23 protein-coding genes and 1 tRNA gene are annotated in these 25,661 nt (G+C 40.2%); 16 read left to right on the top strand and 8 right to left on the bottom strand.

Features of this window, described 5'->3' with window-relative positions; genetic code table 11:
* Positions 1 to 2: 2 nt before the first annotated feature.
* The 3 genes from NE848_RS03060 to NE848_RS03050 are packed head-to-tail and all read left to right on the top strand — an operon-like array spanning position 3 to position 3,974.
* Positions 3 to 2,210, top strand: a complete 2,208-nt coding sequence (locus NE848_RS03060; protein ID WP_252110735.1) for a RelA/SpoT family protein — start codon at positions 3 to 5, stop codon at positions 2,208 to 2,210.
* 24 nt (positions 2,211 to 2,234) lie between these two features.
* On the top strand, positions 2,235 to 2,690 hold the full coding sequence (locus tag NE848_RS03055; RefSeq protein ID WP_026934828.1) for a Fur family transcriptional regulator: 456 nt from the start codon (positions 2,235 to 2,237) through the stop codon (positions 2,688 to 2,690).
* 12 nt (positions 2,691 to 2,702) lie between these two features.
* Positions 2,703 to 3,974, top strand: a complete 1,272-nt coding sequence (locus NE848_RS03050; protein WP_252110734.1) for an adenylosuccinate synthase — start codon at positions 2,703 to 2,705, stop codon at positions 3,972 to 3,974.
* Between the two features lie 69 nt (positions 3,975 to 4,043).
* Here NE848_RS03050 and NE848_RS03045 read toward each other — a convergent pair whose 3' ends face one another.
* Both NE848_RS03045 and NE848_RS03040 read right to left on the bottom strand, forming a co-directional pair.
* Positions 4,044 to 4,895, bottom strand: coding sequence for a ferritin-like domain-containing protein (locus tag NE848_RS03045; protein ID WP_252110733.1), 852 nt, complete (start codon positions 4,893 to 4,895; stop codon positions 4,044 to 4,046).
* A 31-nt stretch (positions 4,896 to 4,926) separates the two neighbouring features.
* Positions 4,927 to 5,715, bottom strand: a complete 789-nt coding sequence (locus tag NE848_RS03040) for a ferritin-like domain-containing protein (RefSeq protein ID WP_252110732.1) — start codon at positions 5,713 to 5,715, stop codon at positions 4,927 to 4,929.
* Between the two features lie 276 nt (positions 5,716 to 5,991).
* Between NE848_RS03040 and NE848_RS03035 the strand changes: the two genes are divergently transcribed.
* From NE848_RS03035 to NE848_RS03000, 8 genes are all read left to right on the top strand, one after another.
* Positions 5,992 to 7,743 carry an OstA-like protein gene (locus NE848_RS03035; protein ID WP_252110958.1) on the top strand — a complete coding sequence of 584 codons (1,752 nt, stop codon included), beginning with the start codon at positions 5,992 to 5,994 and terminating at the stop codon, positions 7,741 to 7,743.
* A 1-nt stretch (position 7,744) separates the two neighbouring features.
* Entirely contained in the window at positions 7,745 to 8,941 is a 1,197-nt protein-coding gene (locus tag NE848_RS03030; RefSeq protein ID WP_252110731.1) for an aspartate aminotransferase family protein, read from the top strand.
* Between the two features lie 91 nt (positions 8,942 to 9,032).
* Positions 9,033 to 10,430 carry a tetratricopeptide repeat protein gene (locus NE848_RS03025; protein ID WP_252110730.1) on the top strand — a complete coding sequence of 466 codons (1,398 nt, stop codon included), beginning with the start codon at positions 9,033 to 9,035 and terminating at the stop codon, positions 10,428 to 10,430.
* A gap of 39 nt (positions 10,431 to 10,469) precedes the next feature.
* On the top strand, positions 10,470 to 11,408 hold the full coding sequence (locus NE848_RS03020; RefSeq protein ID WP_252110729.1) for a DUF368 domain-containing protein: 939 nt from the start codon (positions 10,470 to 10,472) through the stop codon (positions 11,406 to 11,408).
* Positions 11,395 to 12,411, top strand: coding sequence for a DUF368 domain-containing protein (locus NE848_RS03015; RefSeq protein ID WP_252110728.1), 1,017 nt, complete (start codon positions 11,395 to 11,397; stop codon positions 12,409 to 12,411). Before NE848_RS03020 ends, NE848_RS03015 begins: the two co-directional genes overlap by 14 nt.
* Positions 12,408 to 13,136 carry a shikimate dehydrogenase family protein gene (locus NE848_RS03010; RefSeq protein ID WP_252110727.1) on the top strand — a complete coding sequence of 243 codons (729 nt, stop codon included), beginning with the start codon at positions 12,408 to 12,410 and terminating at the stop codon, positions 13,134 to 13,136. Before NE848_RS03015 ends, NE848_RS03010 begins: the two co-directional genes overlap by 4 nt.
* Before the next feature lie 119 nt (positions 13,137 to 13,255).
* The gene (locus NE848_RS03005) at positions 13,256 to 15,595 is read left to right on the top strand and encodes a DUF349 domain-containing protein (protein ID WP_252110726.1); all 2,340 of its coding nucleotides are present in this window, start codon (positions 13,256 to 13,258) and stop codon (positions 15,593 to 15,595) included.
* A 10-nt stretch (positions 15,596 to 15,605) separates the two neighbouring features.
* Positions 15,606 to 16,232 carry a class I SAM-dependent methyltransferase gene (locus tag NE848_RS03000; RefSeq protein WP_252110725.1) on the top strand — a complete coding sequence of 209 codons (627 nt, stop codon included), beginning with the start codon at positions 15,606 to 15,608 and terminating at the stop codon, positions 16,230 to 16,232.
* Here NE848_RS03000 and mazG read toward each other — a convergent pair whose 3' ends face one another.
* The 4 genes from mazG to NE848_RS02980 form a co-directional block, all read right to left on the bottom strand.
* Positions 16,233 to 17,006 (bottom strand): nucleoside triphosphate pyrophosphohydrolase, encoded by a 774-nt coding sequence (mazG, locus tag NE848_RS02995; protein ID WP_252110724.1) that lies wholly within the window; start codon positions 17,004 to 17,006, stop codon positions 16,233 to 16,235.
* A gap of 99 nt (positions 17,007 to 17,105) precedes the next feature.
* Positions 17,106 to 17,179: transfer RNA gene (locus tag NE848_RS02990), tRNA-His, on the bottom strand.
* Positions 17,180 to 17,240: 61 nt separating this feature from the next.
* Entirely contained in the window at positions 17,241 to 17,957 is a 717-nt protein-coding gene (bshB1, locus tag NE848_RS02985; protein ID WP_252110723.1) for a bacillithiol biosynthesis deacetylase BshB1, read from the bottom strand.
* Positions 17,958 to 17,969: 12 nt separating this feature from the next.
* Positions 17,970 to 19,124 (bottom strand): trans-sulfuration enzyme family protein, encoded by a 1,155-nt coding sequence (locus NE848_RS02980; protein WP_252110722.1) that lies wholly within the window; start codon positions 19,122 to 19,124, stop codon positions 17,970 to 17,972.
* A gap of 158 nt (positions 19,125 to 19,282) precedes the next feature.
* On the opposite strand from NE848_RS02980, the gene NE848_RS02975 reads away from it, so the two are divergent.
* From NE848_RS02975 to NE848_RS02965, 3 genes are all read left to right on the top strand, one after another.
* Entirely contained in the window at positions 19,283 to 19,660 is a 378-nt protein-coding gene (locus NE848_RS02975; RefSeq protein ID WP_252110721.1) for a PH domain-containing protein, read from the top strand.
* 78 nt (positions 19,661 to 19,738) lie between these two features.
* Positions 19,739 to 20,974 (top strand): imidazolonepropionase, encoded by a 1,236-nt coding sequence (hutI, locus tag NE848_RS02970; RefSeq protein WP_252110720.1) that lies wholly within the window; start codon positions 19,739 to 19,741, stop codon positions 20,972 to 20,974.
* Between the two features lies 1 nt (position 20,975).
* Entirely contained in the window at positions 20,976 to 21,971 is a 996-nt protein-coding gene (locus tag NE848_RS02965) for a formimidoylglutamase (protein WP_252110719.1), read from the top strand.
* A 1-nt stretch (position 21,972) separates the two neighbouring features.
* Here NE848_RS02965 and NE848_RS02960 read toward each other — a convergent pair whose 3' ends face one another.
* A complete protein-coding gene (locus NE848_RS02960; protein ID WP_252110718.1) occupies positions 21,973 to 22,341 on the bottom strand; it encodes a DUF1622 domain-containing protein in 369 nt (122 codons plus the stop codon).
* Between the two features lie 3 nt (positions 22,342 to 22,344).
* Positions 22,345 to 23,973, bottom strand: a complete 1,629-nt coding sequence (gene treA / locus NE848_RS02955; protein ID WP_252110717.1) for an alpha,alpha-trehalase TreA — start codon at positions 23,971 to 23,973, stop codon at positions 22,345 to 22,347.
* Positions 23,974 to 24,075: 102 nt separating this feature from the next.
* Here treA and NE848_RS02950 point away from each other — a divergent pair, with 102 nt between their 5' ends.
* Both NE848_RS02950 and NE848_RS02945 read left to right on the top strand, forming a co-directional pair.
* Entirely contained in the window at positions 24,076 to 24,534 is a 459-nt protein-coding gene (locus tag NE848_RS02950; RefSeq protein ID WP_252110957.1) for a GNAT family N-acetyltransferase, read from the top strand.
* Between the two features lie 63 nt (positions 24,535 to 24,597).
* A complete protein-coding gene (locus NE848_RS02945; RefSeq protein WP_252110716.1) occupies positions 24,598 to 25,404 on the top strand; it encodes an MBL fold metallo-hydrolase in 807 nt (268 codons plus the stop codon).
* The last annotated feature ends 257 nt before the right edge of the window (positions 25,405 to 25,661 follow it).

Here is a 25,661-nt window from a genome sequence, read left to right as displayed (position 1 = left end):
CTATGACAGAGGCAGCTATAGCAAAAGAGAACAAGCAGATAGCAAGGCAGTATAAAGAGCTGCTCAGGATAAGCTATCAAACCCTTACTGAAGAGGATAAAAAGCTCATCAGGAAGGCGTTTGATACTGCTGTGGATGCACATAAGGATCAGCGAAGAAAATCGGGGGAAGCCTATATTTTTCATCCCATTGCCGTTGCCAAGATCGTCGCTTCGGAAATTGGCCTGGACGCAACTTCCATTGCTGCCGCTCTTCTTCATGATGTAGTTGAAGACACCAGGTATACATTGGAGGACCTGAGAGAAATGTTTGGCGAGGCTGTTGCCAAGATCGTGGATGGCCTAACCAAAATTTCCAATCTTAAAAAGGACAAAGACGTTTCCCTGCAGGCTGAGAACTTCAGAAAAATGCTGCTTACACTGAATGATGACGTTAGGGTTATCATTATCAAGATCGCCGACAGGCTGCACAATATGCAGACCATGGATGTGATGAGGGCCGACAAGCAGGTGAAGATAGCTTCAGAAACACTTTACATCTACGCTCCGCTTGCCCACAGAATAGGACTCTATAATATCAAGACCGAACTTGAAGATCTAGGTTTAAAATATACTGAACCTGAAGTTTACCAGGATATCCTTACCAAGATCAAGGAAAGTAAGGAAGAGCAGGATGCGTACATACGGGAATTCAGCAAGGTGATACAGGATTCACTGGACAAGGAGGATCTTGAATATGAGATAAAAGGGAGGCCAAAATCTATTTATTCCATAAACAGAAAAATCAAGGCTCAGAACATTAGTTTTGACGAAGTATACGATAAGTTCGCCATCAGGATCATTTACAAGAGTGATCCCGCCCAGGAAAAATTCCTTGCCTGGAAGATATATTCAATAGTTACCGATCACTTCCGCCCCAACCCTACACGTTTGAGGGATTGGATTTCTTCACCAAAATCGACAGGTTATGAAGCTCTTCACATTACTGTGATGGGACCTAAAGGCCGATGGGTAGAAGTTCAGATAAGGAGTGAGCGAATGAACGAGATCGCTGAAAAAGGTTATGCGGCTCATTATAAGTACAAACAGGGAAGCAGTAAGGAAGAAAGAGGTTTTGAAGAATGGGTAACCCGTTTACAGGAGGCGCTGGAAAATCCGGATATAAATGCCGTGGATTTTGTAGAGCAGTTCAAACTTAACCTGTATTCCAAGGAAATCTTTGTATTCACTCCACAGGGAGACCTGAAATCCCTACCTAAAGGTTCTACCCCATTGGATTTTGCTTTCAGTATTCATACAGAAATTGGTCTTCATACACGTGGTGCAAGGGTAAACCAAAAACTTGTGCCTTTAAGCCATGAACTAAAAAGTGGAGACCAGGTAGAAATAATCACTTCAGATAGTGCGAAGCCAAATATCAACTGGCTGGATTATGCCAATACGGCCAGGGCCAGGGCCAAGATAAAGTCATCACTTAAAGAAGAGAAAAAGGAGATCGCCGAGGAAGGAAAAGCTGTACTTGCCAGAAAACTTAAAGCACAGAAGATACAGTTCAATGAGAAAACCATCAATGAGCTTGTAGTATTCTTCAATTTAAAGACCAGTCTCGATCTTTTCTATCGGGTGGGTATTGGTAAAATAGATAACCAGATGCTAAAAGACTTTGCCTCGTCAAGAAGCAATGCCTTTGTAAGCTATTTTAAGAACAAGATCAAGAAGCCATCCGTTTCATCTGACCTTAATAAAGAAGAGATCACGGCCAAATACGATCAGCTGGTGTTTGGAAAGGAAGAGGAAAAACTGGAATACAAGCTGTCAAATTGTTGTAATCCTATCCCGGGTGATAATGTGTTTGGATTCATTTCGGTAAATGACGGAATTAAAGTTCATAAAAAGGATTGTCCCAATGCCTTACAGTTGCAGAGCAATTATGCCTACAGGATCATCCAGGCTAAATGGATAGACAGCTCACAACAGGATTTTGTAGCGGTAATCAAATTACAGGGAATAGACAATATTGGGCTCGTGAGCGAAGTAACCCAGGAAATTTCCAGTAATATGCACGTGAACATGAAGAATCTGAATTTTGACAGTTCAGATGGCATCTTCAGCGGACGGATAACCCTGGTAGTTAAGAATAATAATATCCTGAATACCATCATCCAAAGGCTGAAAAAAATTAACGGGATAGACAAGGTTAGCCGTGAATAAACTTTTACCTTTGCAGAGCAAATTATGAGCAAAAAAGTCGTAAATAAAAACGATCAGGCGGTCGTTAAAAACGTTTTCACTAAATATCTTGAAGAAAAAGGCCACCGGAAAACCCCGGAACGCTTTGCTATTCTTCAGGAGATCTACAACTCTGATGATCACTTTGATATAGAGTCTCTTTATATCAAAATGAAGAACAAAAAATACCGTGTGAGTCGGGCAACCTTGTATAACACCATAGAGTTATTACTGGAATGCGGACTAGTGCGTAAACATCAGTTCGGGCAAAATCAGGCCCAGTATGAGAAATCATATTTTGACCGCCAGCACGATCATATTATACTTACCGATACCGGAGAAGTGATTGAGTTTTGCGATCCCAGGATCCAGAGCATAAAACAAACTATTGAAGAGGTTTTTGATATTGAGATTAAAAAGCATTCTTTATACTTTTACGGCAACAAAAAATCAACCAATTAAGTTTAAAATTTCATGGCAGTAGATTTACTACTAGGTCTTCAATGGGGTGATGAAGGAAAAGGCAAAATAGTCGACGTACTTACCTCAAAATACGATATTATTGCACGCTTTCAGGGAGGTCCCAATGCAGGGCATACTTTGGAATTCGACGGTCAAAAGCATGTATTGCACACCATTCCATCCGGGATTTTTCACGATGACAGTATCAACCTCGTAGGAAACGGGGTGGTAATAGACCCGGTGATCTTTAAGAAAGAACTGGATAATCTCGCAAAGCACAATATAGATTACAAGTCTAAACTTATTATTTCCAGAAAAGCACACCTTATACTTCCAACTCACCGCCTTCTTGATGCAGCTTCTGAAGCATCCAAGGGTAAGGCAAAGATAGGATCCACCCTTAAAGGTATTGGGCCTACTTATATGGATAAGACCGGAAGAAACGGTTTACGTGTTGGTGACCTTGAACTTGAAGACTGGAAAGACAGGTATCGTACCCTGGCCGACAAACATGAAAAGATGATCGCTTTTTATGATGTGGACGTTCAGTATGACCTTAAGGAACTTGAAAAAGAATTCTGTAAGGCCGTTGAAACCTTAAAGGAACTTACTTTTATTGATAGTGAAGAATACCTTCAGCAATCAATAAAATCGGGCAAGACTATCCTTGCTGAAGGAGCACAGGGATCACTACTTGATATAGATTTCGGAACATATCCTTTTGTAACTTCTTCCAACACTACTGCAGCAGGAGCCTGTACGGGTCTGGGAGTAGCTCCAAGACAGATAGGCGAGGCATTTGGTATTTTCAAGGCATACACTACCAGAGTTGGTAGCGGCCCCTTCCCTACCGAGTTGTTTGACGAAGTTGGAGAAACCATGGGACGTGTTGGAAATGAATTTGGTGCCACCACCGGAAGAAAAAGACGTTGTGGCTGGCTGGACCTTGTTGCCCTTAAGTATGCGGTTCAGGTGAATGGTATTACCCAGCTTATTATGATGAAGGGTGATGTTTTAAGCGGATTTGAAACCCTGAAAGTTTGTACTGCCTATAAATACAAAGGAGAAAAAATAACGCATTTACCTTATAATATCGAGCCCGAAAACGTTGAACCTGTCTATACCGAAGTAAAAGGCTGGAAAGAAGATCTGACCAAACTCACGGACTCATCAGATCTTCCAAAGGAATTCAATGATTATGTTGATTTCCTCGAGAAAGAACTTGAAGTTCCTATCAGGATGGTTTCGGTAGGACCCGATAGAAAACAGACTATCGAAAGATAAAATTAAAAAGCCCCACGATGTAGCGTGGGGCTTTTTTCATTAGGATAACTTCTCTTTTTCAATAATATCCTACATACTGCTATCTTCTACAATAAAGAGACTTGCGATAGCAACTGCTGTTTCAGCCGTAATGGGCTCATCAAAAGCCTGTGTGACTGCTGCATTTAGGTCACCTACAATATCATTAGCATAAGTTAAACCTGTAAGGTCCACTCCTCCCTGGGTCACATTCTCTTCGCCATTATATACGGCCTGAGTTGCTTCGGGCATACCATCGCCTCGCATACTTCCGGTGATCCAGCCATCAAGTCCGCGTATTCTTCTTATTTCTGAAGCATGACGTGCCTCTACAGAATGGATCTGAAGGGCTGGTTCCAGAAATGGCGTGTTCATAAGATTTCCGGCCTGTCCTTTATAAGCTCTAACTCCTGTATCTTCAAAAGCCTGGGCTAAAGCCAGCAATTGGGCATAAGCGGTCTCCTGACCTATTCCATTTTCATTGAACGGATCAAAAGCTCCATCGGCAGTGAAATCAAATGTTGGTTTTTCAACCGGAGTAACCCCGGCTCCCTCTAAACCTGCTTTAAGAAAATCAACATGTGCAGATTCATGTTTGGAAATTTGCATGTAGGCTGTCTCTGCTCTGGAATATCCACTCAATACTCCTGAGTCTAATGCCTTAATGTAAAATTCAGCTTCCAGATACTCCAGTGTCAGCGCAAGTTGTAAAGCATCTACTGCAGAGTTTTCCTGGAACATGGTCGCTGCATTCATCTTATTAGAAGCCAGACCAAAAGGTACGGCAGCCATCGCAGCTTTTTTTCCAAAAGAGGAAAGGGTATTAAACATTTCCCGTCTGGAAGTAGATTTAGTGGTTAATTTTTCGGATGTAAAATCATCCAATAATTTTATAATACTCATAATATATTTTTTTCAGGTTAATAGATATAGATTAGGATCCTGTCATTGGTTCCGGTAGATTGTTAGCAGTAAATTCGGTAGTAATGAATCCACCTGCATCGGAAAGCACCGTACCCGGATCGTAAGCCAGGTCCAATCCGTTTTCATCTATTACATCATCCCCGGCAAAATCAGCCGATTCAGGATTAATCAAAGATCTGATCGCTGAAGCGTGTCTGGCCTCTACAGAAACAATCTTACCAGCAAGGGTAAGATAGGTGGCACTTGCAATTCGGTCTCCGGCGCCATTGTATGCACCCACTCCGGTATCTTCCAGCAATTTTGCTGTTTCAAGAACCGATGTCCTGTCATCAAAATCTATGGAGGAAACATCGAATTCAAGATCTGGCAGAGTATTTTCTTCTCCAGCAGCGGCAGTAATTGCGGCCTTAAAGAAATCCCTATGAATTACTTCATGGTTATATAAATCGTCGAAGATTTGTTTTTCTTCATCAGATGCTCCCGAATAATAAGCTCCAGCTCGCACCTGGGTATAGAAGGCTGCTTCCAGCTGTTCAAGGGCATAAGCATAATTAAGGATTCCTACATCTCCGCTTCCAAGGTCAAATACTTCTGAATCTGGATCGGGATCTGGCATAGGATTTTCTCCCCCTACTTCTCCTCCTGGATTAAACAAATCATCTTCACTACATGAATACAGTAAAAAACCTGAACCGGCCAATCCCAGTCCACCGAGCTTTAAGAATTTCCTTCGGGAATTCATTTTTGAATTTTTGGAAGATGCTTCAACCACATCAACCTTCACTAAGGGTTTTTTCATAATCTAAGATTTTAGTTTCATAGAAACATACGGACGAGAAGAGGTTCTGGTTTTTTAACAATAGTTAAGCTTATCTTAAAGCCAGTGATATTGGGAAAGCTTTAGGCATTACAGACAATAATTAATTTTTATTTAAGATGAATTTTTTGAGTTCTTAAGGTCTATTCGGCTCGAAACACCTGATCAGATCAATGGATTTTTGTGTACTTTTGAAAAAAAATAAGCTTGTTTAAACAGTATTTTCCTTTATTTATTTTTGTCTTCGCCTTTCCTTTAATGACATTCGCTCAGGAATCACAGGAGATCAATTACGATTCTGACAGGACCCTCAAAAATGAGGAACGCTATCCCGGAGCCCTTATTCTGAGTAAAGTGGATAATCAGGTGTATTTTGATCACGATGGTATAGAGGTATGGTGTGACAATGCCGTTTTCTATAAAGAGGCTAATTTCTTCAAGGCTTACGGAAATATCAGGATGAAGCAGGGTGACAGTGTAAGTATGACCAGTAATTATGCTGAATACAACGGAAACACTGAATTTGCCTTTGCCAGCGGAAATGTTTCTATGAAACGGCCTCAAACCACTCTCGAAACCGACAGTCTGTTCTTTGACCGAATAAAACAGCAGGCCTATTACAGAAGCGGAGGAAAAGTTACCGATACCGCCAGTGTGCTTACCAGCCAGATTGGGCGCTATTTTATGGAAGAGGATAAATACAGCTTTATCAATGATGTGGTAGTGACCAACCCTGAATATACCATCAATTCTGAACAGCTGGACTTTTATTCAGAATCGGGCCACGCCTATCTTTATGGGCCTTCTACCATAAAAAGTGAAACCAGTACGGTCTATTGTGAGCGGGGATTCTACGATACCCGTGCCGATAATGGCTATTTTGTTAAGAATTCACAGATAAATTATGACAACCGTATCCTTAAGGGAGACAGTCTTTATTTTAATCGAGAGAACAGTTTTGCTTCAGCCACGAATAACATCAGGGTAATAGACACGATTAACGATAGCCGGGTAACCGGTCATTATGCGGAAGTCTTCAGAGATAAAGATTCAGTATTTATAACCAAAAGAGCACTGGCCGCCAGCCTTCAGGATAAAGATTCCCTTTTCATTCATAGCGATACCATTATGATTACCGGGAAACCCGATAAGCGCGTTATCAGAGGCTTTTATGATGTGAGGATCTTCAAGAGCAATATGAGCGGACGTAGTGATTCCATTTATTCAAATCAGGAATCAGGGCTTACTAAACTTATCAATCTCAATCAGGACGGAGGACAAAAGAAGCCGGTGTTATGGTCGGGCGAAAATCAGATGACCGGAGACAGTATTCACCTGATGAGTAATACCAAAACTGAACAGCTGGATTCTTTACTGGTTTTTGACAATGCTTTTCTTATTCAAAAAGACAGTATTGAAGGCTTTAACCAGGTAAAAGGAAAAATTCTGACGGGATATTTTCGCGACAATGAGCTATACGAAGTCATCATAGATAAGAATACCGAAACGCTCAATTACATGCGAAATGATAATGATGACCTTATAGGCATCAATAAAGCACTTGCCAGTTCTATCAGGATATTATTCCAGGATAGAGAGATACAGGACATCTATTATTATAACCAGATAGACGGAAAACTCACTCCTGAAGCCGACTTCCCTCCCAATGCCCGGGAATTGAAAGGCTTTAACTGGCGGGGCGAAGAACGAATTACGAGTAAAGAGGGACTGTTTGAAGGCCAGCCGGAACCTGAACTAATTAAGATCCAGGGAATACCGCTGCCGGATGAACCTGATGAATTCTTTGAAGAAAGAGAAGAGGATGACTTACTACTCAATGAAAATTCCAGGCTTAAACCAGATATATTGAAGAACCGGGATGCCGACAGTCTGAAATTCAAAACTGAAAAGATCAGGGACAGCCTGAAACCGGAGAAAAGCAAGGATAGCCTGAAAAAGGATATTCAGGAATTAAAGGAAGCCGGAAATACCAAAAAGAAGGATCAATAATTTGAAGGAAGATTTTTTAAAATATCAGGCTCAAACCACTCCTCACCCCCTGGCCCTGGAAGTTTCACATGCAAAAGGATGTTATGTTATTACTACCGACGGAAAAAAGCATATGGATTTTGTTGCGGGAGTTTCGGCATGCAGCCTGGGCCACTCCCATCCAAGAGTGGTTAAAGCTATCAGGGAACAGGCTGAAAAGTACCTGCACGTGATGGTTTACGGCGAATACGCACAAAAACCGGCGGTAGACCTGACAAAGTTGCTGGCTGAAAAATTACCAGACCCACTAAACAAGACCTACCTGGTAAATTCGGGAACCGAAGCCATTGAAGGCTCTATGAAACTTGCCAGAAGGGCGACTGGAAGAACTGAGATCATTGCGGCAAAAAAGGCATATCATGGAAATACCATGGGATCCTTGAGCCTTATGGACTATGAGGAAAGAGTAAAACCATTCCGCCCCCTGCTGGGAGATATTTCTTTCATTGAATTCAACAACGAAGGGGATCTTTCAAAAATCACTGACAGGACTGCAGCCGTAGTGCTGGAAACCATTCAGGGAGGAGCAGGTTTTATCATGCCTGAAAATGATTATTTAAAAAAAGTAAAGGCCCGATGTGAAGAGGTTGGAGCATTGCTTATACTTGATGAGATCCAACCAGGCTTTGGAAGAACAGGTAAACTATTCGGTTTTGAGAATTTTGATGTAGTCCCTGATATAGTAGCGATGGGCAAAGGTATGGGGGGAGGCCTGCCAATCGGAGCATTTTCAGCTTCAGAAGAACTTATGGACCTTTTGACGGACAATCCTAAACTTGGCCATATTACCACTTTTGGTGGAAATCCGCTTATAGCCGCCGGTGCCATGGCTACACTTCAGGAGATCACCGAAACAAACCTGATGCAGGAATCCCTCCAGAAGGAAAAATTATTCAGAAAACTCTTACATCATTCTTTAATAGAAGAAGTCCGTGGGAAAGGACTTATGCTGGCTATCATTCTAAAATCTGCAGAAATTGCCGACCGTCTGGTCCTTGAAGCCAAAGAGAATCAGCTCATCCTCTTCTGGTTATTATACGAAAAACGGGCTGTGCGCATCACTCCGCCACTAATCATTTCTGACGAAGAAATAGTGAAAGGTTGTGGCATTATTATTGACATACTGGATAATATAAAAGAGGAGATGGCCGGGTGTTAATTAATTTGTTAACAACAATATAACACTTTTCCCAAATCGCTTTCAATCATTTATAACTTTAGTTCAGTAGAAATCCCTAAATCCGTCTCTTATGCAGTTAAGCCATAACGAAGAAGATAATTTCTCACTTGCCCGCTTCGAATCTATGCTGAAAACCAACGATGTTTTGTTCTTTGATTCCAACGAATTTGAGAATATAATACATCATTACCTGGAGAACGGAAAGATTTCACTAGCCAAGAAAGCCGTAAAAATGGGCCTTGCCCAGCATCCCACTTCTGTAAACTTAAAGTTGTTCAAAGTGGAGATCCTTGTTTTTGAGGATAAACTGGATCTCGCTGATGGAATTTTGAACGAATTAAAAGACCTGGAAGCTTCCAATGAAGAGATCTATATCCAGAAAGCACAGATATACTCTAAAAGGGATATGCATCAGGAAGCCATAAAAATGCTGGAGGCCGCATTGGAGATCACTTTGGAAGATGCTGAAATATTCTCCCTTATAGGAATGGAATATCTTTTTCTTGAGGATTTTGAAAATGCCAAATATAGCTTCATGAAATGCCTTGAAGCCGATGAAGAGGACTATTCTGCATTATACAATGTGATGTACTGTTTCGATTTTCTTGATCAGAAGACAGAAGCCATTGAATACCTTAACATGTATCTAAACAAATTTCCTTATTGTGAAGTTGCATGGCATCAGGTAGGAAAGCAATATTTTGACCTGAAAGAATACAACAAAGCCCTTGCTGCATTTGATTTTGCCATTATTAGTGACGACAGGTTTGTGGGTGCTTATCTTGAAAAAGGGAAGGTACTAGAGAAACTGAAGCGCTATAACGAGGCTATAGAAAATTATAATATCACACTTGAACTGGAAGATCCGACGTCTTTTGCTTATTTAAGGATAGGAAAATGCTTTGAAAAGCTTGGCTGTGATGAACTTGCTTTAAAAAATTACAAACAAACGGTGCATGAGGATCCCTTGCTTGATAAAGGCTGGATTGCCATTACCGATTTTTATATCAAGAAACTGAATTTTCAGAAAGCTCTTTATTATATCAATAAAGCCATCAATATTGATGAAGAGAACGTACTTTACTGGAAACGATATGCCAAGATCAACAACAGGCTTAATTTCTTTGAGGAAGCCGAGCATGGCTATAAAAAGAGCCTTGAATTAGGCAATTATGAGTTGGAGACCTGGATAAGACGTTGCGATATCCTTATCGGACTCGGGGAATATGAAACTGCCATTAGCAGTATGCTGCAGGCTCTTGAATTCTATCCCGACACCGCAGAGATCGAATACCGTCTTGCCGGGTTATTTTTCTCTACAAATAATGGAGAAAAAGGATATTTTCACCTGAACAACGCCCTGAAAATTGACTCGGAATATTATATCATTATCGAAGAACTGTTTCCGAATATTTTTAACAGAAAAAGCGTCAAACAAATTATAAATTCCTTCGTAAAGCTCTCTTAGTAATTTTGCTACCTTTGGGCGAAATCATAAAAAGAGAAGATGCAGCGAAGTTTTTTGGACTACCTTACGGTCACTCTTAAGGGAATGGCCATGGGGGCAGCCGATGTTGTCCCGGGAGTATCGGGAGGAACCATAGCCTTCATTTCAGGAATTTACGAAGAACTTATTTCTACCATTAGTGGCGTGAAACCTTCCCTGTTTTCCATCTGGAAGGAAGAGGGTTTTAGAGCTATGTGGAAAGAACTAAACGGAAACTTTATCCTTGCTCTTTTTTGTGGGATCCTGATAAGCCTTTTTAGCCTGATGCGGCTGGCAAATTACCTGCTGGACACCCACCCTGTACTCATATGGTCGTTTTTCTTCGGCCTTGTACTCGCCAGCATCTGGTTCGTTGCAAAACAGATCCCTAAATGGAACTATAAGATTATTCTAGCCCTATCCATTGGTGCGGCTACGGCTTATTATATAGTGAGTTTACCTCCCCTTTCAGCAAATTCGAGCTACCTGTTTCTATTTTTCGCCGGTGCCATAGCTGTTTGCGCAATGATTTTACCAGGAATTTCCGGGGCTTTTATACTTGTTCTTTTAGGAGCCTACAAATCTGTGACCGAAGCTGCTCACGATTTTGATATTAAAACCCTGGCAACCGTGGGGATTGGAGCAATTTTCGGTTTACTTACCTTTTCCCGAATCTTAAAATGGCTTTTTGTCCATTATAGCAGTATCACCCTTGCCGTATTAACAGGCTTTATTGCCGGTTCCCTGAACAAGATATGGCCCTGGAAAGTAGTACTGGAAACAGCCATATATGGTGATAAGGAAGTCGTTCTAAGGGAGGCGTCCGTTCTTCCGTGGAACTTCAATGGTGATCCGCAAACAACCTATGCGGTATTACTTATGCTCGCTGGTTTCTTCCTGATCATCATTCTTGAAATGCTTGCCTCTAACAAACCTGATTCGGCCGATGCAGCAGACTAGAACCATAACTGATAAGATCCTCCTTGTATTAAAGGGCCTCGCTATGGGCGCCGCGAACAAAGTTCCCGGAGTTTCTGGTGGTGTAGTGGCCTTTGTGGCCGGGTTTTATGAGGAGTTCATATATTCTCTGCAAAAAGTAAATCTTAAAGCCCTGAAACTCCTCACTGCGGGTAGGTTTAGGAGTCTGTATCAGTATCTAAACGGCAAGTTCCTTGGATTGTTAATCCTTGGGATGCTCATTAGTTATTTCAGCGTTTCAAAACTCCTCGATTATCTGATTATTCATTACGAATTATACGTGTGGTCGGCTTTCTTTGGAATGATCATCGGTTCTATTTATTATATCAGTAAGGATTTTGATGATTGGGACAGGAATTCACTAATCTTCGCTATCCTTGGAATTATTGGCGGAATGGCTATAAGCTTCCTGGAACCTGCCAGAGAGAATGATAATCTTTGGTTTGTATTTGTATGTGGAATGATCAGCGTATCGGGTATGACGCTCCCCGGACTCTCCGGAAGTTTTATTCTTATTCTTTTAGGAAATTATGTGCTTCTACTGGTAGATTCGGTTAATGCTCTTTACGACACCATCGCCGAAATTCTTCTGTGGGATTTTAGTTTTATGGCCGATGAAGAGAGACTAAGAATGCTGCAAGTACTAGTGGTATTCGCCGCCGGATCTCTCGCCGGCCTTGTTTCGCTTTCCCATCTCCTGGGATATGTGCTTAAAAAATATAAAAAGGAAACCTTCGCCACCATAATAGGTTTTATAACCGGTTCCCTTGGAGTCGTCTGGCCATGGAAAGAAAAGATATTCAAGACTAATGAGCTTGGTGAGGTTCTAATAGACCGGGAAGGCAATAAAATAATTGATAATTATGACAGGTACTGGCCTGAATTTGACATTTCACAAACCTGGCTTGCTATATTTTTTATTGTTATTGGAATATTCATGGTATTAGGCCTTGCCTGGTATGAAAACAAAAATCATCGTAAATGAGAACCTTCGGACTTCTTGGCAGAAACATAGACTATTCCTTTTCCAGAAAATATTTTTCAGAAAAATTTGAGAAGGAAAATATAGATGCCGAGTATAAAAATTTCGATCTGGCTTCTATTGACGAATTACCTGCAGTTCTTAAAAACAATATCATTTCAGGACTTAATGTCACTATACCCTATAAAGAGGAGGTTATTCCTTTTTTGGATTATTTAGATCTACATTCCAGGCAGATAAAGGCTGTAAATACCATCAAATTTGAAAAGGACGGCAGTCTTTGTGGCTACAACACCGATTACTGGGGTTTTATGGGATCACTGGAACCTTTTTTAAAACCTTATCATAAAAAAGCGCTCATCCTTGGTACCGGTGGAGCTTCCAAAGCTATCGCCTACGCATTAGAGCTTTTAGAGATCGAATATAAGTTTGTGTCCAGAAAAAAGGCCGCTAACATATTTTCTTACGATGAGCTTAACCGGGAGATCATGGAAACCTATACCATTGTTATAAACTGTACACCTCTCGGGACCTTTCCGAAAGTAGATCAATACCCCGCGATTCCCGTTGAATATTTCTCCAAAGACCATCTCATCTTTGATCTTGTTTACAATCCTTCAGAAACAAAACTCATGCAGCTTGGCAGGGAAAAAGGAGCCACATGCCTTAACGGATTAAGGATGCTGGAACTTCAGGCAGAAAAGGCCTGGGAGATATGGAATTCTTAATTCATATCAATAAATAGCCGCTTTCAGGCCCACAAATAAAACCAATCGCTTGCCCAATTTTAGGGGAGTTGTTATCTTTCAACTTTAATTGACTATGAAGAACCCTAACATTGAAAGATATGTCTCAACAAGAAAATGAAAATAAGAAAAAAGGACTTTCGGAAGAAGAGGTGAATAAGGCTGAAAAGGCAAAGAAAACTTCTGAAGAAAGTGATGAAAAAATGGCGGCGGAGTCTGTTGATGACCAAACAAAAAAGAGCATAGAGAATACTTCAGATAATTCCGATAAATCAACCACTGCAAAAACTGAAGAGGAATCTACCGATCACGAAGATGCCATGTTAGATGAATCGGCGGCAGGCAAGGCCACTTCTGATCAAAAGGCTCGGGAAAAGAAAGATCCCGATTCAGATCCTTATACCCATTTGGAGGAAAAAGAAGATGCTGAAAATCCGTTTTTCAAAGAACCTGAAATTTCAGAAGAGGTAAAGAAGGAAGAAAAGCCAAAGGCAAAGAAAAAGGTATCCGAATCTACAGATCATGAGGATGCCATTGTTTCCGAATCGGAGACGGGCCGTAAAAGCAAGAAAGAAGATGATGATGACGATGATGACCTGGATAGCGATATTGGTGATGCGGTAGTTGGGGAGAACAAAAAATCTTCTGGAAACCACGAAGAAGATATGGATAGTGCGGTAGCTGAAGACAGTGAAGATGAAAGCGCCAACGAACGCCATGATATAGAGAAGAAAGATTATCATTCCATGAGCAAGGAAGCCCTTGCCGACGAACTGGAAAGACTTCTAAAAAAAGAAAAGGTTCAGGCTATAAAAGAGCACGTTGCCGAGATAAGGGCTGAATTCAATGCCAAGTTCGACGAGGAAATGGAGGAAAAAAAGGAAGAGTTTCTGGCCGATGGCGGAAATATTATAGACTTCCACTACTCTACTCCTCTTAAGAAACGTTTCAATTCCCTTTATTTCGATTATAAAGAAAAGAGAAATAATTACTATAAACGTCTTAAAAAGGATCTTAACGAAAACCTTCAGAAGAGACTGGAGATAATTGAAGAGCTAAAAGGTCTTATTGATGTAGAAGAGAATATCAATACTACTTACAATCATTTCAAGGAGATCCAGGACAAATGGCGTACGGCAGGCCCAATTCCGCGAGATAAATACAATAACGTATGGAATACCTACCATCACCACGTAGAGAATTTTTATGACTTCCTACATCTTAACAGGGAGTTCAGGGATATGGATTTCAAACATAACCTGGAGCAGAAGTTAAAGGTAATAGATCGCGCAGAAGAATTGCTGCAGGAGAAAGATGTAAGCCGCGCTTTCCGTGAACTACAGATGCTGCACAAGATGTGGAAAGAAGAGCTGGGACCTGTAGCCAAAGAATATCGGGAAGATATATGGGACAGATTCAGTACGGCTACAAAAAGGATCCACGACAAAAGACAGGAATATTTTGATCAGCTTGATGAGCAGTATGAAAAGAACTGGGAGAAGAAGCAGGAGATCATTGAAAAAATCAGGGAAATAGCCGATCAGGATTTTGACAGTCATAATAAATGGCAGCAAAAGATCAAGGAGATCGAAGCTTTAAGAGAGGAATTCTTCAATGCCGGCAAGGTACCAAGAAGCAAGAACCAGGAAACCTGGAATGCCTTTAAGGAAAATGTTCGCCGATTCAACCGTAAAAAGAATGCTTTCTATAAGAACCTTAAAAAGCAGCAATACGAGAATCTTGAAAAGAAAAAGGAACTTATTCAAATCGCGGAAGACAATAAAGACAGTGAAGATTTCAAAACTGTCACTCCTTTGATGAAAAAGATACAGGCCGACTGGAAAAAGATAGGTCACGTTCCTAGAAAGGATAGCGACAAGGTCTGGAAACAGTTCAAAAAAGCATGTAATCATTATTTTGACCGTCTCCACGCCCAGCGTAATGAAGACAATAAAGAAGAACTGGAAGCCTTTGACAAGAAAAAAGAAATTCTTGATAAGTTAAAAAGCATAGAACTTTCAGGAAAGAAAAAAGAAGACCTGGCCAAGATCAAAGAACAGATCAACGCCTGGAAAGAAATTGGGAAAGTACCTCATAACAAGCGCTTCATAGAAGGTAAATTCAATAAAGCACTGGATCAGTTATTCAAAAAAATGGATATCGATAATACCAAGGCCGAGATGATGAAGTATGAGAACAAGGTTCAGGCCCTGGATGATGCAGATGATGATAATAAGATCAGGAACGAGCATTACTTCCTTACCAAGAAAATTGAGGAAACCAAGGCTGAAATCAGACAGCTGGAGAACAACCTTCAGTTTTTCTCTAATGTAGAGGATGACAATCCTCTGGTTCAGGAAGTACACAAGAATATTGAGAATCATAAGGCCGATCTTGAGGTCTGGGAAGAAAAGCTCAGAAAGATCAAATCGCTTTACTAAAACCATAAATATGCTTTGCAGTTTATGCAACGGCACTACCCGAAATTTTGAAGTCATTAATGAACGGGAGTACCACCAATGTATAAACTGCAAGGCTGTTTTACTTTCTCCGGAATCGTATCTAAGCCCTCAGGAAGAAAAATTCAGGTATCGCCTTCACAACAACGATATTAATGATCCAGGTTACATTGAGTTTGTAAGTCCTGTTATTAACAAAATCAAATCTGATATTTCTCCAGATTCAATTGGCCTCGATTTTGGCTGTGGCACAGGTCCCGTAATAGCTTCTGAACTTGAAAAATCAGGATACGACATTCAATTGTATGATCCTTATTTTCAACCCAACCAGAAACTGCTGAAAAAACAGTATGATTTTATTATCTGTTGCGAGGTGATGGAACATTTTCAAAAACCGTTTGAAGAATTCAACTTATTGAGATCTCTTCTAAGAACTGGCGGAAAACTCTACTGCAAAACCGAAGTTTGGAATGATGCTATTGATTTTCAGGGATGGCATTATAAGAATGATCTCACTCACGTTATTTTCTATAATCGTGAAAGCATTTTATGGATAAAGGAAAACCTTCAATTTTCTTCGGTAGATATTTATGAGGAATTGATGGTTTTCACCAAATGATCACAGCTTCTTTGCTTCATTCCAGAAAACATCCATTTCTGCGAGGCTCATATCCTTTAAATCTTTATTACTTTCCTTGGCTTTGTCCTCGAGATATTGGAACCGTTTGATGAATTTCTTATTGGTTCGCTCCAGAGCATTTTCAGGATTCACTTTCAGGAATCTGGCATAATTGATCATTGAGAACAGAACATCTCCAAATTCAGCTTCTATTTCGTCCCTGTTATCAGTCTTTACCTCATGCTGAAGTTCTTCCAGTTCCTCTTTTAGTTTTTCAAAGACCTGCTGAGGTTCTTCCCAGTCGAAGCCAACACCGGCCACTTTATCCTGTATTCGATTTGCTTTAACCATCGCCGGTAAAGATCGTGGCACTCCTTCCAGCACGCTTTTCTTACCTTCTTTCAATTTTAAATTTTCCCAGTTCTTCTTCACCTCCTCTTCATCAGCAACCTCAATATCTCCGTAAATATGGGGGTGGCGATCTACTAGCTTATCACAAATACTGTTAGCAACATCAGCTATATCAAAATCGTTGGTTTCGCTTCCTATTTTTGCATAGAAAACGAGGTGAAGCAACACATCTCCCAACTCCTTTTTGATCTCATCCATATCCTTGTCCAGGATCGCATCTCCAAGTTCATAGGTCTCCTCAATTGTAAGATGTCTTAAAGACTCCATGGTCTGTTTCCTGTCCCAGGGACACTGTTCCCTGAGTTCGTCCATGATGGTCAATAATCTGTCAAAGGCTTTAAGCTGATCTTCTCTGGAATTCATAGCTGTATTTTGATTTTGGTAAAAATAAAACTTAGCAGATGGAAAACAGGATTATTTCCAACAAAAAAAGTCCTTCATTGCTGAAGGACTTTACTTTTGGGTGGATGATGGGTTTCGAACCCACGACCTCCGGAACCACAATCCGGCGCTCTAACCAGCTGAGCTACAACCACCATTTGATTAGCGGTTGCAAATGTAAGTTATTTGAACAATTTCGCAAAGAAAAAATTTCAATTAAATAAGGTCAAATACCGAATCAACAGCCACCATTCTTTCTACATTAAAGCCTTCAGCGTGTTCTGTATTGATAAGCCTGCCCATGTCTCTTGCCCGGTAAGTAATGCTATCCAGAAAGTTACTGCTGGAAATCGGGGTTTCAGGCTCCTTGCTGTTCTCGTCATAGAACTGGGATGAATAAGCCAGAACCGATTCCAGTTTTTTATCGATATAACCTGAAATATCCACCACAAAATCGGGTTTCAGGTTTTTCCACTGTATATAATGAAATACATGTTTTGGTCTCCAGGCTTCCTGTTTCTCGCCGTCAAGGTTGGTTTCTATCTTTATTAGCCCACTAAGAAAACAAGCCTCACTAACCAGCTTCGCTCCTTTCCCATGGTCTATATGCCGGTCTTCAACCGCATTACAGAGCACGATCTCCGGCCGATATTTCCTGATCATCTTAACCACTTCCAGTTTATGGGCTTTATTATTCTCAAAAAAAGCATCACTGAATTCGAGGTTTTCGCGCACCGAAACTCCGAGTATCTCAGCAGCGGCTTTCGCTTCTTTATCCCTGATTTCCGCAGTTCCCCTAGTTCCAAGTTCTCCGCGTGTAAGATCAAGAATCCCCACTTTTTTTCCGCGATCCACCTCCTTGGCGATGGTGCCTGAACAGCTTAATTCTACATCATCGGGATGTGATCCCACTGCCAGTATATCTAATTTCATAAAATTATATTTCTAATTTTTGATTACTTTTTTAATGGCCTGTTCCAGATCTGCAATAAGATCTTCGGTTTCCTCGATCCCTACCGAAAACCTCAACAGGTTATCTTTTATACCCTGCTTATGTCTTTCCTCAGGGCTTAACAATCCGTGTGAGGTCTTCGAAGGCAAAAGGATAGTGCTTTCAACACCTGCAAGGCTCATAGAAGGCTTTATAAGATCCAGAGCTTTCATAAACTCGGAAGCATCAGTACTTTCTTTCAATTCAAAAGAAAGCATTCCTCCGTATCCATTCATTTGTCGAGTGGCAAGTTCATGATCTGGATGATCCTTCAATCCCGGATAATACACCTGGGTTACTTCAGCATGTGAGTTTAAAAATTCAGCCAGTTTCATAGCATTCTCATTCTGGGCTTTCACTCGAAGTCCCATGGTCTTCAAACTCCTCTCCAGCAGCCATACGGTATAATCACTCAGACTTCCACCAAGATTTTTGGCCATATGGAAGATTCGACTGATATTTTCTTCTGAAGATATCACTGTGCCAGCAAGAATATCACTATGACCTCCCATATACTTGGTTGCAGAATGTATCACCACATCGATCCCAAAATCTATCGGGTTCTGGTTTACAGGAGATGCAAAGGTATTATCTATCATGCTCACAAGTCCATTTTCCTTTGCCAGGCGGGCAACGCCTTCCATATCGGTAATCTTCAATAATGGATTTGAGGGAGTTTCAATATAGAGAAGTTTCGTGTTTTCCCTTATTTCTGCAGCTAGTGAATCGATCTTGGCATCTTTGGCAAAACTATATTCAATCCCGAATTTGTCAAATTCTTCGGTCACCAGATTACTGGTGCCTCCATATAAAGAATCCTGAAATACCACATGATCTCCAGACCTCAAAAAAGCCATCAGCGAAGTACTAACAGCCGCCATTCCACTGCCAAATATCAGCGAGGCTTCACCATGTTCAAGGGCAGCCATCTTCTTTGCCAGGGCCACCTGATTTGGAGTATTAAAATACCTGGGGTATCTTTTGGTTTCCACATCTTCAAAAGCATAAGAAGTGGACATATAAAGAGGGGAAACCGCTCCCCTGAATTCTTTATCTTCTAATTCTCCAACATGTGTGCAAATGGTATTGATCCCTTTTGATTTAGCCATAAAATATAACTTGAAAAATTTAAGGCTTAAATGTACTAAGAATTACGGGAAAATGGCCGGTTTACAAAAGAGTCTGTTTTCGTTAAAGCTATGTTGAAAGAAACTTTGAGCCATGCTTTTTTACTTAACTTTAAACTAAACATTAAAAGCACATTTATATGGGTATACTTTCTTCACTTTTAGGAAATGCGGGAGCCATTGAAAAAGAAAAGCTTCAGGAGAAATATGGAAAACTTCTCATCCCTTCAGAAGAGATCGAAGCTGGGTTCAAAATAATTCGCGATACATTCATCTTTACCAATAAACGCCTTATCCTGGTTGATGTTCAGGGAATCACCGGAAATAAGATCGAATATTTTTCGGTGTTATATAAGAGCATTACCCGTTTTAGTGTTGAAACTGCGGGAAGTTTTGACCTGGACGCCGAACTCAAAATATGGATTTCGGGAGAGCAAACCCCTTCTATTTCCAAGCGTTTTAATAAGAAAGTGGATATTTATGAGGTACAGAAGATACTCGCACAATTCACACTTTAATGCAGAAATCCAGTCCAATTACAAAGCTTCCAGAATGACTTTTCTATCTTAGCAAACCGATCAAAAAATCAAACTTAAATGAAACTTCTATTTTCCAATATAAAAGAACTTTTACAGGTAAGAGAAGAAACAATATTAAAGGTCTCAGGTGCCGATATGAAGAAGCTGCCTTCGATAAAAAATGCCTGGCTGCTGATTGAAGATGATAAAATTGAAGCCTATGGCTCCATGGATAATCCGCCGGATATCGAAGTTGATGAAAAAATAGATGCTTCCGGAAAGATTATTCTCCCAACCTGGTGCGATTCCCATACACATATTGTTTATGCGGGAAACAGGGAACAGGAATTTGCCGACCGAATAAATGGCCTCAGCTATGAAGAGATCGCAAATCGTGGTGGAGGAATATTGAACAGCGCCAAAACCCTTCAGGAAACCCCGGAGGAAGAAGTTTATAAACAGTCTGCAAAACGACTGGAAGAAGTCATTAAACTTGGTACCGGTGCCGTTGAGATCAAATCCGGTTATGGACTTACTGAAGAAGCTGAGTTAAAAATGCTTCGGGTGATCAAAAAGCTAAGAGAGAATTATGATCTACCCATAAAATCGACTTTCCTTGGAGCCCATGCCATTCCGAAAGATTATAAAGAACGACCAGGGGAATATATGGATCTTGTGATAAAGGAGATCTTGCCTAAGGTTGCAGAACAGGATCTCGCAGAATATATCGATATTTTTTGTGAAAAAGGGTATTTCACAGTTGAAGACACTCACAAACTGCTTAGTGCAGCTAAAGAGTATGGGTTAAAACCCAAGATTCATGTAAATCAGTTCAATGCTATTGGAGGCGTAAAAGCCGGAGTTGAACATAACGCCCTTAGCGTGGATCACCTAGAAGTAATGAATGATGAAGACATTGACGTTTTGAAAAACTCAGAGACCATGCCGGTTGCACTTCCCTCCTGTTCTCTTTTTCTAAGCATTCCTTACACGCCGGCGAGAAGAATTCTCGATGCCGGGCTACCTTTGGCCCTTGCTACCGACTTCAACCCGGGAAGTACACCAAGCGGAAATATGAATCTGGTTGTCTCCCTGGCATGCATAAAAATGAAGATGACTCCTGAAGAGGCAATTAACGCCGCTACCATCAATGGAGCATATGCGATGGAACTTAGCGAAACCCATGGTAGTATTTCCAAGGGGAAACAGGCGAATTTCATTTTGACTAAGGAAATTCCATCCTACACCTACCTCCCCTATGCTTTCGGAACGAATTCCATAGAGTCGGTTTATGTAAATGGTAAACTGGTTTAAGATGGAAGCATTAAAGATCTATAAACCGGCAGATATTGAAAAACTGATCTCAAAAAGAAAGGGAGAGGTTAAATTCGGAGAAAAGGTCCAGTTTGTAAGTAGCCTGGATGAACTTAAAAACACTTCTGCTCAATATGTGCTTTTAGGAATTCCGGAAGATATTGGAGTTAGGGCCAATCATGGAAAGCCGGGAACTTCAAAAGCCTGGAAAAGTCTGCTGGGAGCCCTGATAAATATCCAGGTGAACCGTTTTAATGATCCCAATAAGCTTTTGCTTTTAGGCGAACTGGAATGTAAAGGGTTCATGCAAAAAGCAGCCAATATTGATACTACAGATCCAAATTATCTTCTGAAACTGGGAGACCTGGTAAAGGAGATCGACCAAATGGTTGCAGAATTAATAGAGATAATAATTTCTGCAGGAAAGATCCCGATCATTATCGGAGGCGGGCATAATAATGCATACGGAAATATCAAGGGAGCTGCAAAGGCGACCAACGCCCCGATTAATATTATCAATATTGATGCGCATACTGATTTAAGACAACTCGAACATCGCCATAGCGGAAATGGCTTTAGTTATGCTATAGAAGGACAGTTCTTATGCAAGTATTCGGTTTTTGGGCTTCACAAGAATTATACTCCAGAATATATTTTTAAAGAAATGGATTTCTCTGAAAACCTGGAGTTTTTGCTCGCGGAAGAACTTCTTCAATTTCCTGATGAGCTTAACAGAAGGTTTCAGAAATGCATCGAGAATATTGATGATTCAAAATTTGGTTTCGAACTTGACTGCGATGCGATTGCAGATTTCCCAAGCAGTGCAAAATCCCCCTCAGGCTTTAGCATAAATCAGATAAGGAATTTTATAAATATGATTTCTAAAAATGAGAACTGTGCTTATTTTCATATTTGTGAAGCAGCACCTGATGAAATGAGTACCGGACAGGTAGGAAAAACCCTTTCCTATTTTGTGAGTGATTTTATAGCTGAATAAGTCAGGATTTGTGATCCAATCTGTTCTCTTCCGGGTTTCTTTGCCAGGGAAACCGACCTTCTATTTCCATTTCAATTGAAATACTGAGAAAAGTCCGTATTAGAACAATAACTCCCAAAGTAAGGACCTTATCCATGGTAGGTTCGGTTACCACAGTAGCAATGATATCACCAGCAACCAGTATTTCAAGTCCTAATAAAATAGCTTTTCCCAGTTCCTGTCTTAACAATTTATAAGATCGGCCTTCACTTTTCTGTTTCGAAAGAAGATACCTGGCGAGGACTAGCACTGTACCTAAAACTATGGTTAGCACACCTGCCACTTCAATGAATTTAGCCGTATAACTTATATATACTTCGATGTTTTCCATAATTTAATTTTCTTCAGAAGAAAGTTTCTGATAAACTCCATTAGTCCAGCCAAATCCATCCTGGGTAGGGTATTCACCTCCGCCACTTTCTTTAGACAGGTCTTCAACGTTATATTTTTCAAGCATTTTATAGGTACGCTGATAAACATCTTTGTTCAGTTCCAGCCATCGGGATTTAATTTCCGAAGCCAGTTCGTTCTGCTCGTAATTTTCAAGACCCTGAATGGTTATCCATTGTAAAGGTGCCCAGCCATTCGGTGCATCCCATTGCTCACCCGTTAGATAAGGAGTGGTGACCACTCCTCCAGGCTTGAGAAAGACCTCTTCAACTTTTGCCGCTACCCTTTCTGCCTGATCCTTTGTAGCCAGCTCAAAGAACAATGGATAGACTCCGGCAAGAGAATAACGCTCTGTTCTCTCCCTTTTCTTAAAATCATAGTCCATAAAATAACCTGCTTCTTCATTCCAGTGATATTTGAGAATTGCCTTTTTCCGGGCTTCTGCTTTTTGGCTGAATTCTTTTGCTTTTTCTTCCTTACCCGAAAGTTCTGCAGCCCTTGAAATAGTAACCTCCAAATTGTATAACAGCGAATTAAGGTCTACTGGCACGATATCTATTGTATGGATCGTTGAAAGATCAAACTCTCCATTTTCATCCTTATTAAGCCATCGGCTGGAGAAATCCCAGCCAGATTCGGCTCCAGCTCTAAGGTTTCTGTATACCTCCTCTTTTGTTAGTTCCGGATCTTTAGCCACTGCTCTTTCAGCAGTTTTTATGTCTTCCCTGTAACTTTCAGGTCTCGGAGTATCATTGTCGTCCCAATATCTGTTAAGGATCTCTCCGCCTTCCATCTTTACTATTCTTCTGGAAGCCTTTCCATCATTTATTTCCGAAATCCCATCCATCCAGAAACTATATTCTCGTTCAAGTTCCGGAAGGTATTCAGCCATTACATCTTCTCCCTCAGCTTCAGCCAGAACCTTTACCATCATTGCAAAAAATGGTGGCTGGGAACGTCCGAGATAATAGGTGCGGTTCCCGTTGGGAATAAAACCGTATTCATTAATGAGATAAGCGAAATTATCCACCATATTTCTAATGGTTTTAGTTTCTCCATCTTCAAGTAAACCCAGCATTGTAAAATAGCTATCCCAATAATATATCTCACGGAATCGTCCTCCAGGAACTATATATGGATTCGGAAGTGGAATAAGGGTTCCCGAAACTCTTTCATCTGACGGTCTCTTTAACACATCCCATAACTTCCTGATATGAAGTTTTATTGATGAGGAGTCGGTTTTAAACTCAAAATCATTTGCGGGAACCTTAAAATGCTGGTCTATGAATTCAAAAATAGATTCGCTCGTGGTATCATCAAGCATATTGTACCTTTGCCTTATAAGTCCCACATTATATTGAGGCACTACATCTACAAAGGTTTTACTGTCTTTAAAAACTTCTTTAGTTTGGGTATCAAAAAAAAGGTCTCCATAAAGCTCATCTGGTGGCAGTATCTCCACCTCTTCTTCCAGTGCCTTTATTTCCTGATCTGGTTCAGGACCTATTTTACAGGAAAGGAATAACAGTATAAGGAAAAGGTGAGTTAACTTAAACAGGATTTCTTTTTTCATAGGATGAAGATTTAAAGATTCATAAATATAAGTGAATTTAGAATTCTGCTTCAAGTAAGCTTTAATTGAGCGGATTTTCTAATTTTACTTAAAAAATAGATGATGCAAATTATATCCTGGAAGCCGGAATATTCCGAAGAATTCAAAAATATGAATCTCCAGTGGCTGGAGGAGTTTTTCTGGGTGGAACCTCACGATGAAGAAGTGTTGGGAAATCCAGAAAAATATATCATCAAACCTGGTGGAAATATTTTTTTAGTAAAAGAGGGTTCCGAAATACTGGGCTGTGTTGCCCTAATGAGAATGGAGAATAAAGTTTTTGAACTCACCAAGATGGCGGTAAAACCAAAACATCGAGGAAAAAAAATAGGCCAGAAACTTATGCAGCATACCCTTGAATTCGCAAAAGAAATGAAATGGGATAGATTGATAATTTATTCCAACCGCAAACTGGAAAATGCCATCCATCTTTATAAAAAATATGGTTTTAAGGAAATCCCAATTGAAGAGAATGGTCCTTATTCCCGCGGAGATATAAAAATGCAGCTAAACCTTTCTTAAATCTTTATTAATTGAATTTACGGGCCCTTCCCGGTTCTTTACCTTTATAGTAAAATTCTTACTATGAAGAAAATAATTACTTTACTCGCTTTAAGTCTCATCCTGATTGGCTGCAAAAATGAAAAAGATTCCAGAGACAAAGGCTCTTCAGAAGAGACAGCCGAAAGAATGACCGAAAAAGAAGGACAGACTCAATCAGATTCTACTACTATCCAGATTACACCGATCTCACATGCTACTGGAGTCTTTAAATGGGGTAAAACCATCTTTTATACCGATCCTGTTGGCGGTTCAGAAGTCTTTGAAGGACAACCTACTCCAGATTTTATACTAATTACCGACATTCATGGAGATCATATGAATGCGGAAACCCTACAGTCATTAGAAATAGGCGATAAAAAGATCTTCGTTCCCAAAGCTGTTCAGGAAAAATTACCTGATGAGCTCCAAAACAACCTGGTGACCATAAATAATGGAGAAACGAAGAATCATATGGGATTCAGCATAAAAGCAATTCCCATGTATAATTTACCTCAAAGCATGGATGCCATGCATGTAAAAGGACGAGGTAACGGTTATGTGCTCGAGAAAAATGGAAAAAGATTATATATCTCTGGGGATACTGAAGATATTCCCGAAATGCGAAATCTAAAGGACATAGATGTGGCAATCGTTTCTATGAATCTCCCTTATACGATGCCCGTTGATCAGGCGGCAGAAGGAGTACTTGCGTTTAAACCTAAAAAAGTGATCCCTTATCACTATCGAGGAAAGAATGGTTTTTCAGACACTGAGAAATTTAAAAAGTTAGTAAATGAAGGAGACAGCAATATAGAAGTAGAATTAATGGACTGGTATCCTGAAAAATAAAGAAGAATAAAGCTGCCTCTTGAAATTTTAATGCGAAGACTAGAAAATTTTGTATTTGGCTAATTCAAATTTAACAGTATTTCAACGCAAATATTTTTACAAAGAGACAGCTTTAAGTATTTTCATTAAATTATAATTTAAATTAAACAAAATACATTTATTTAACAATAATAATATCTAAATGTTTTGTTATATCTGATTAAAATTATTTAAAAGGAAATCTAAAAGTTAAACCTAACAGATATTTCATTCCTCCA

The sequence above is a fragment of the Gramella jeungdoensis genome (genome assembly GCF_023805255.1).
Taxonomy (GTDB): domain Bacteria; phylum Bacteroidota; class Bacteroidia; order Flavobacteriales; family Flavobacteriaceae; genus Christiangramia; species Christiangramia jeungdoensis.
The sequence above is the reverse complement of the archived record's forward strand: the minus strand, read 5'-3'. Positions and strand labels throughout refer to the sequence as shown.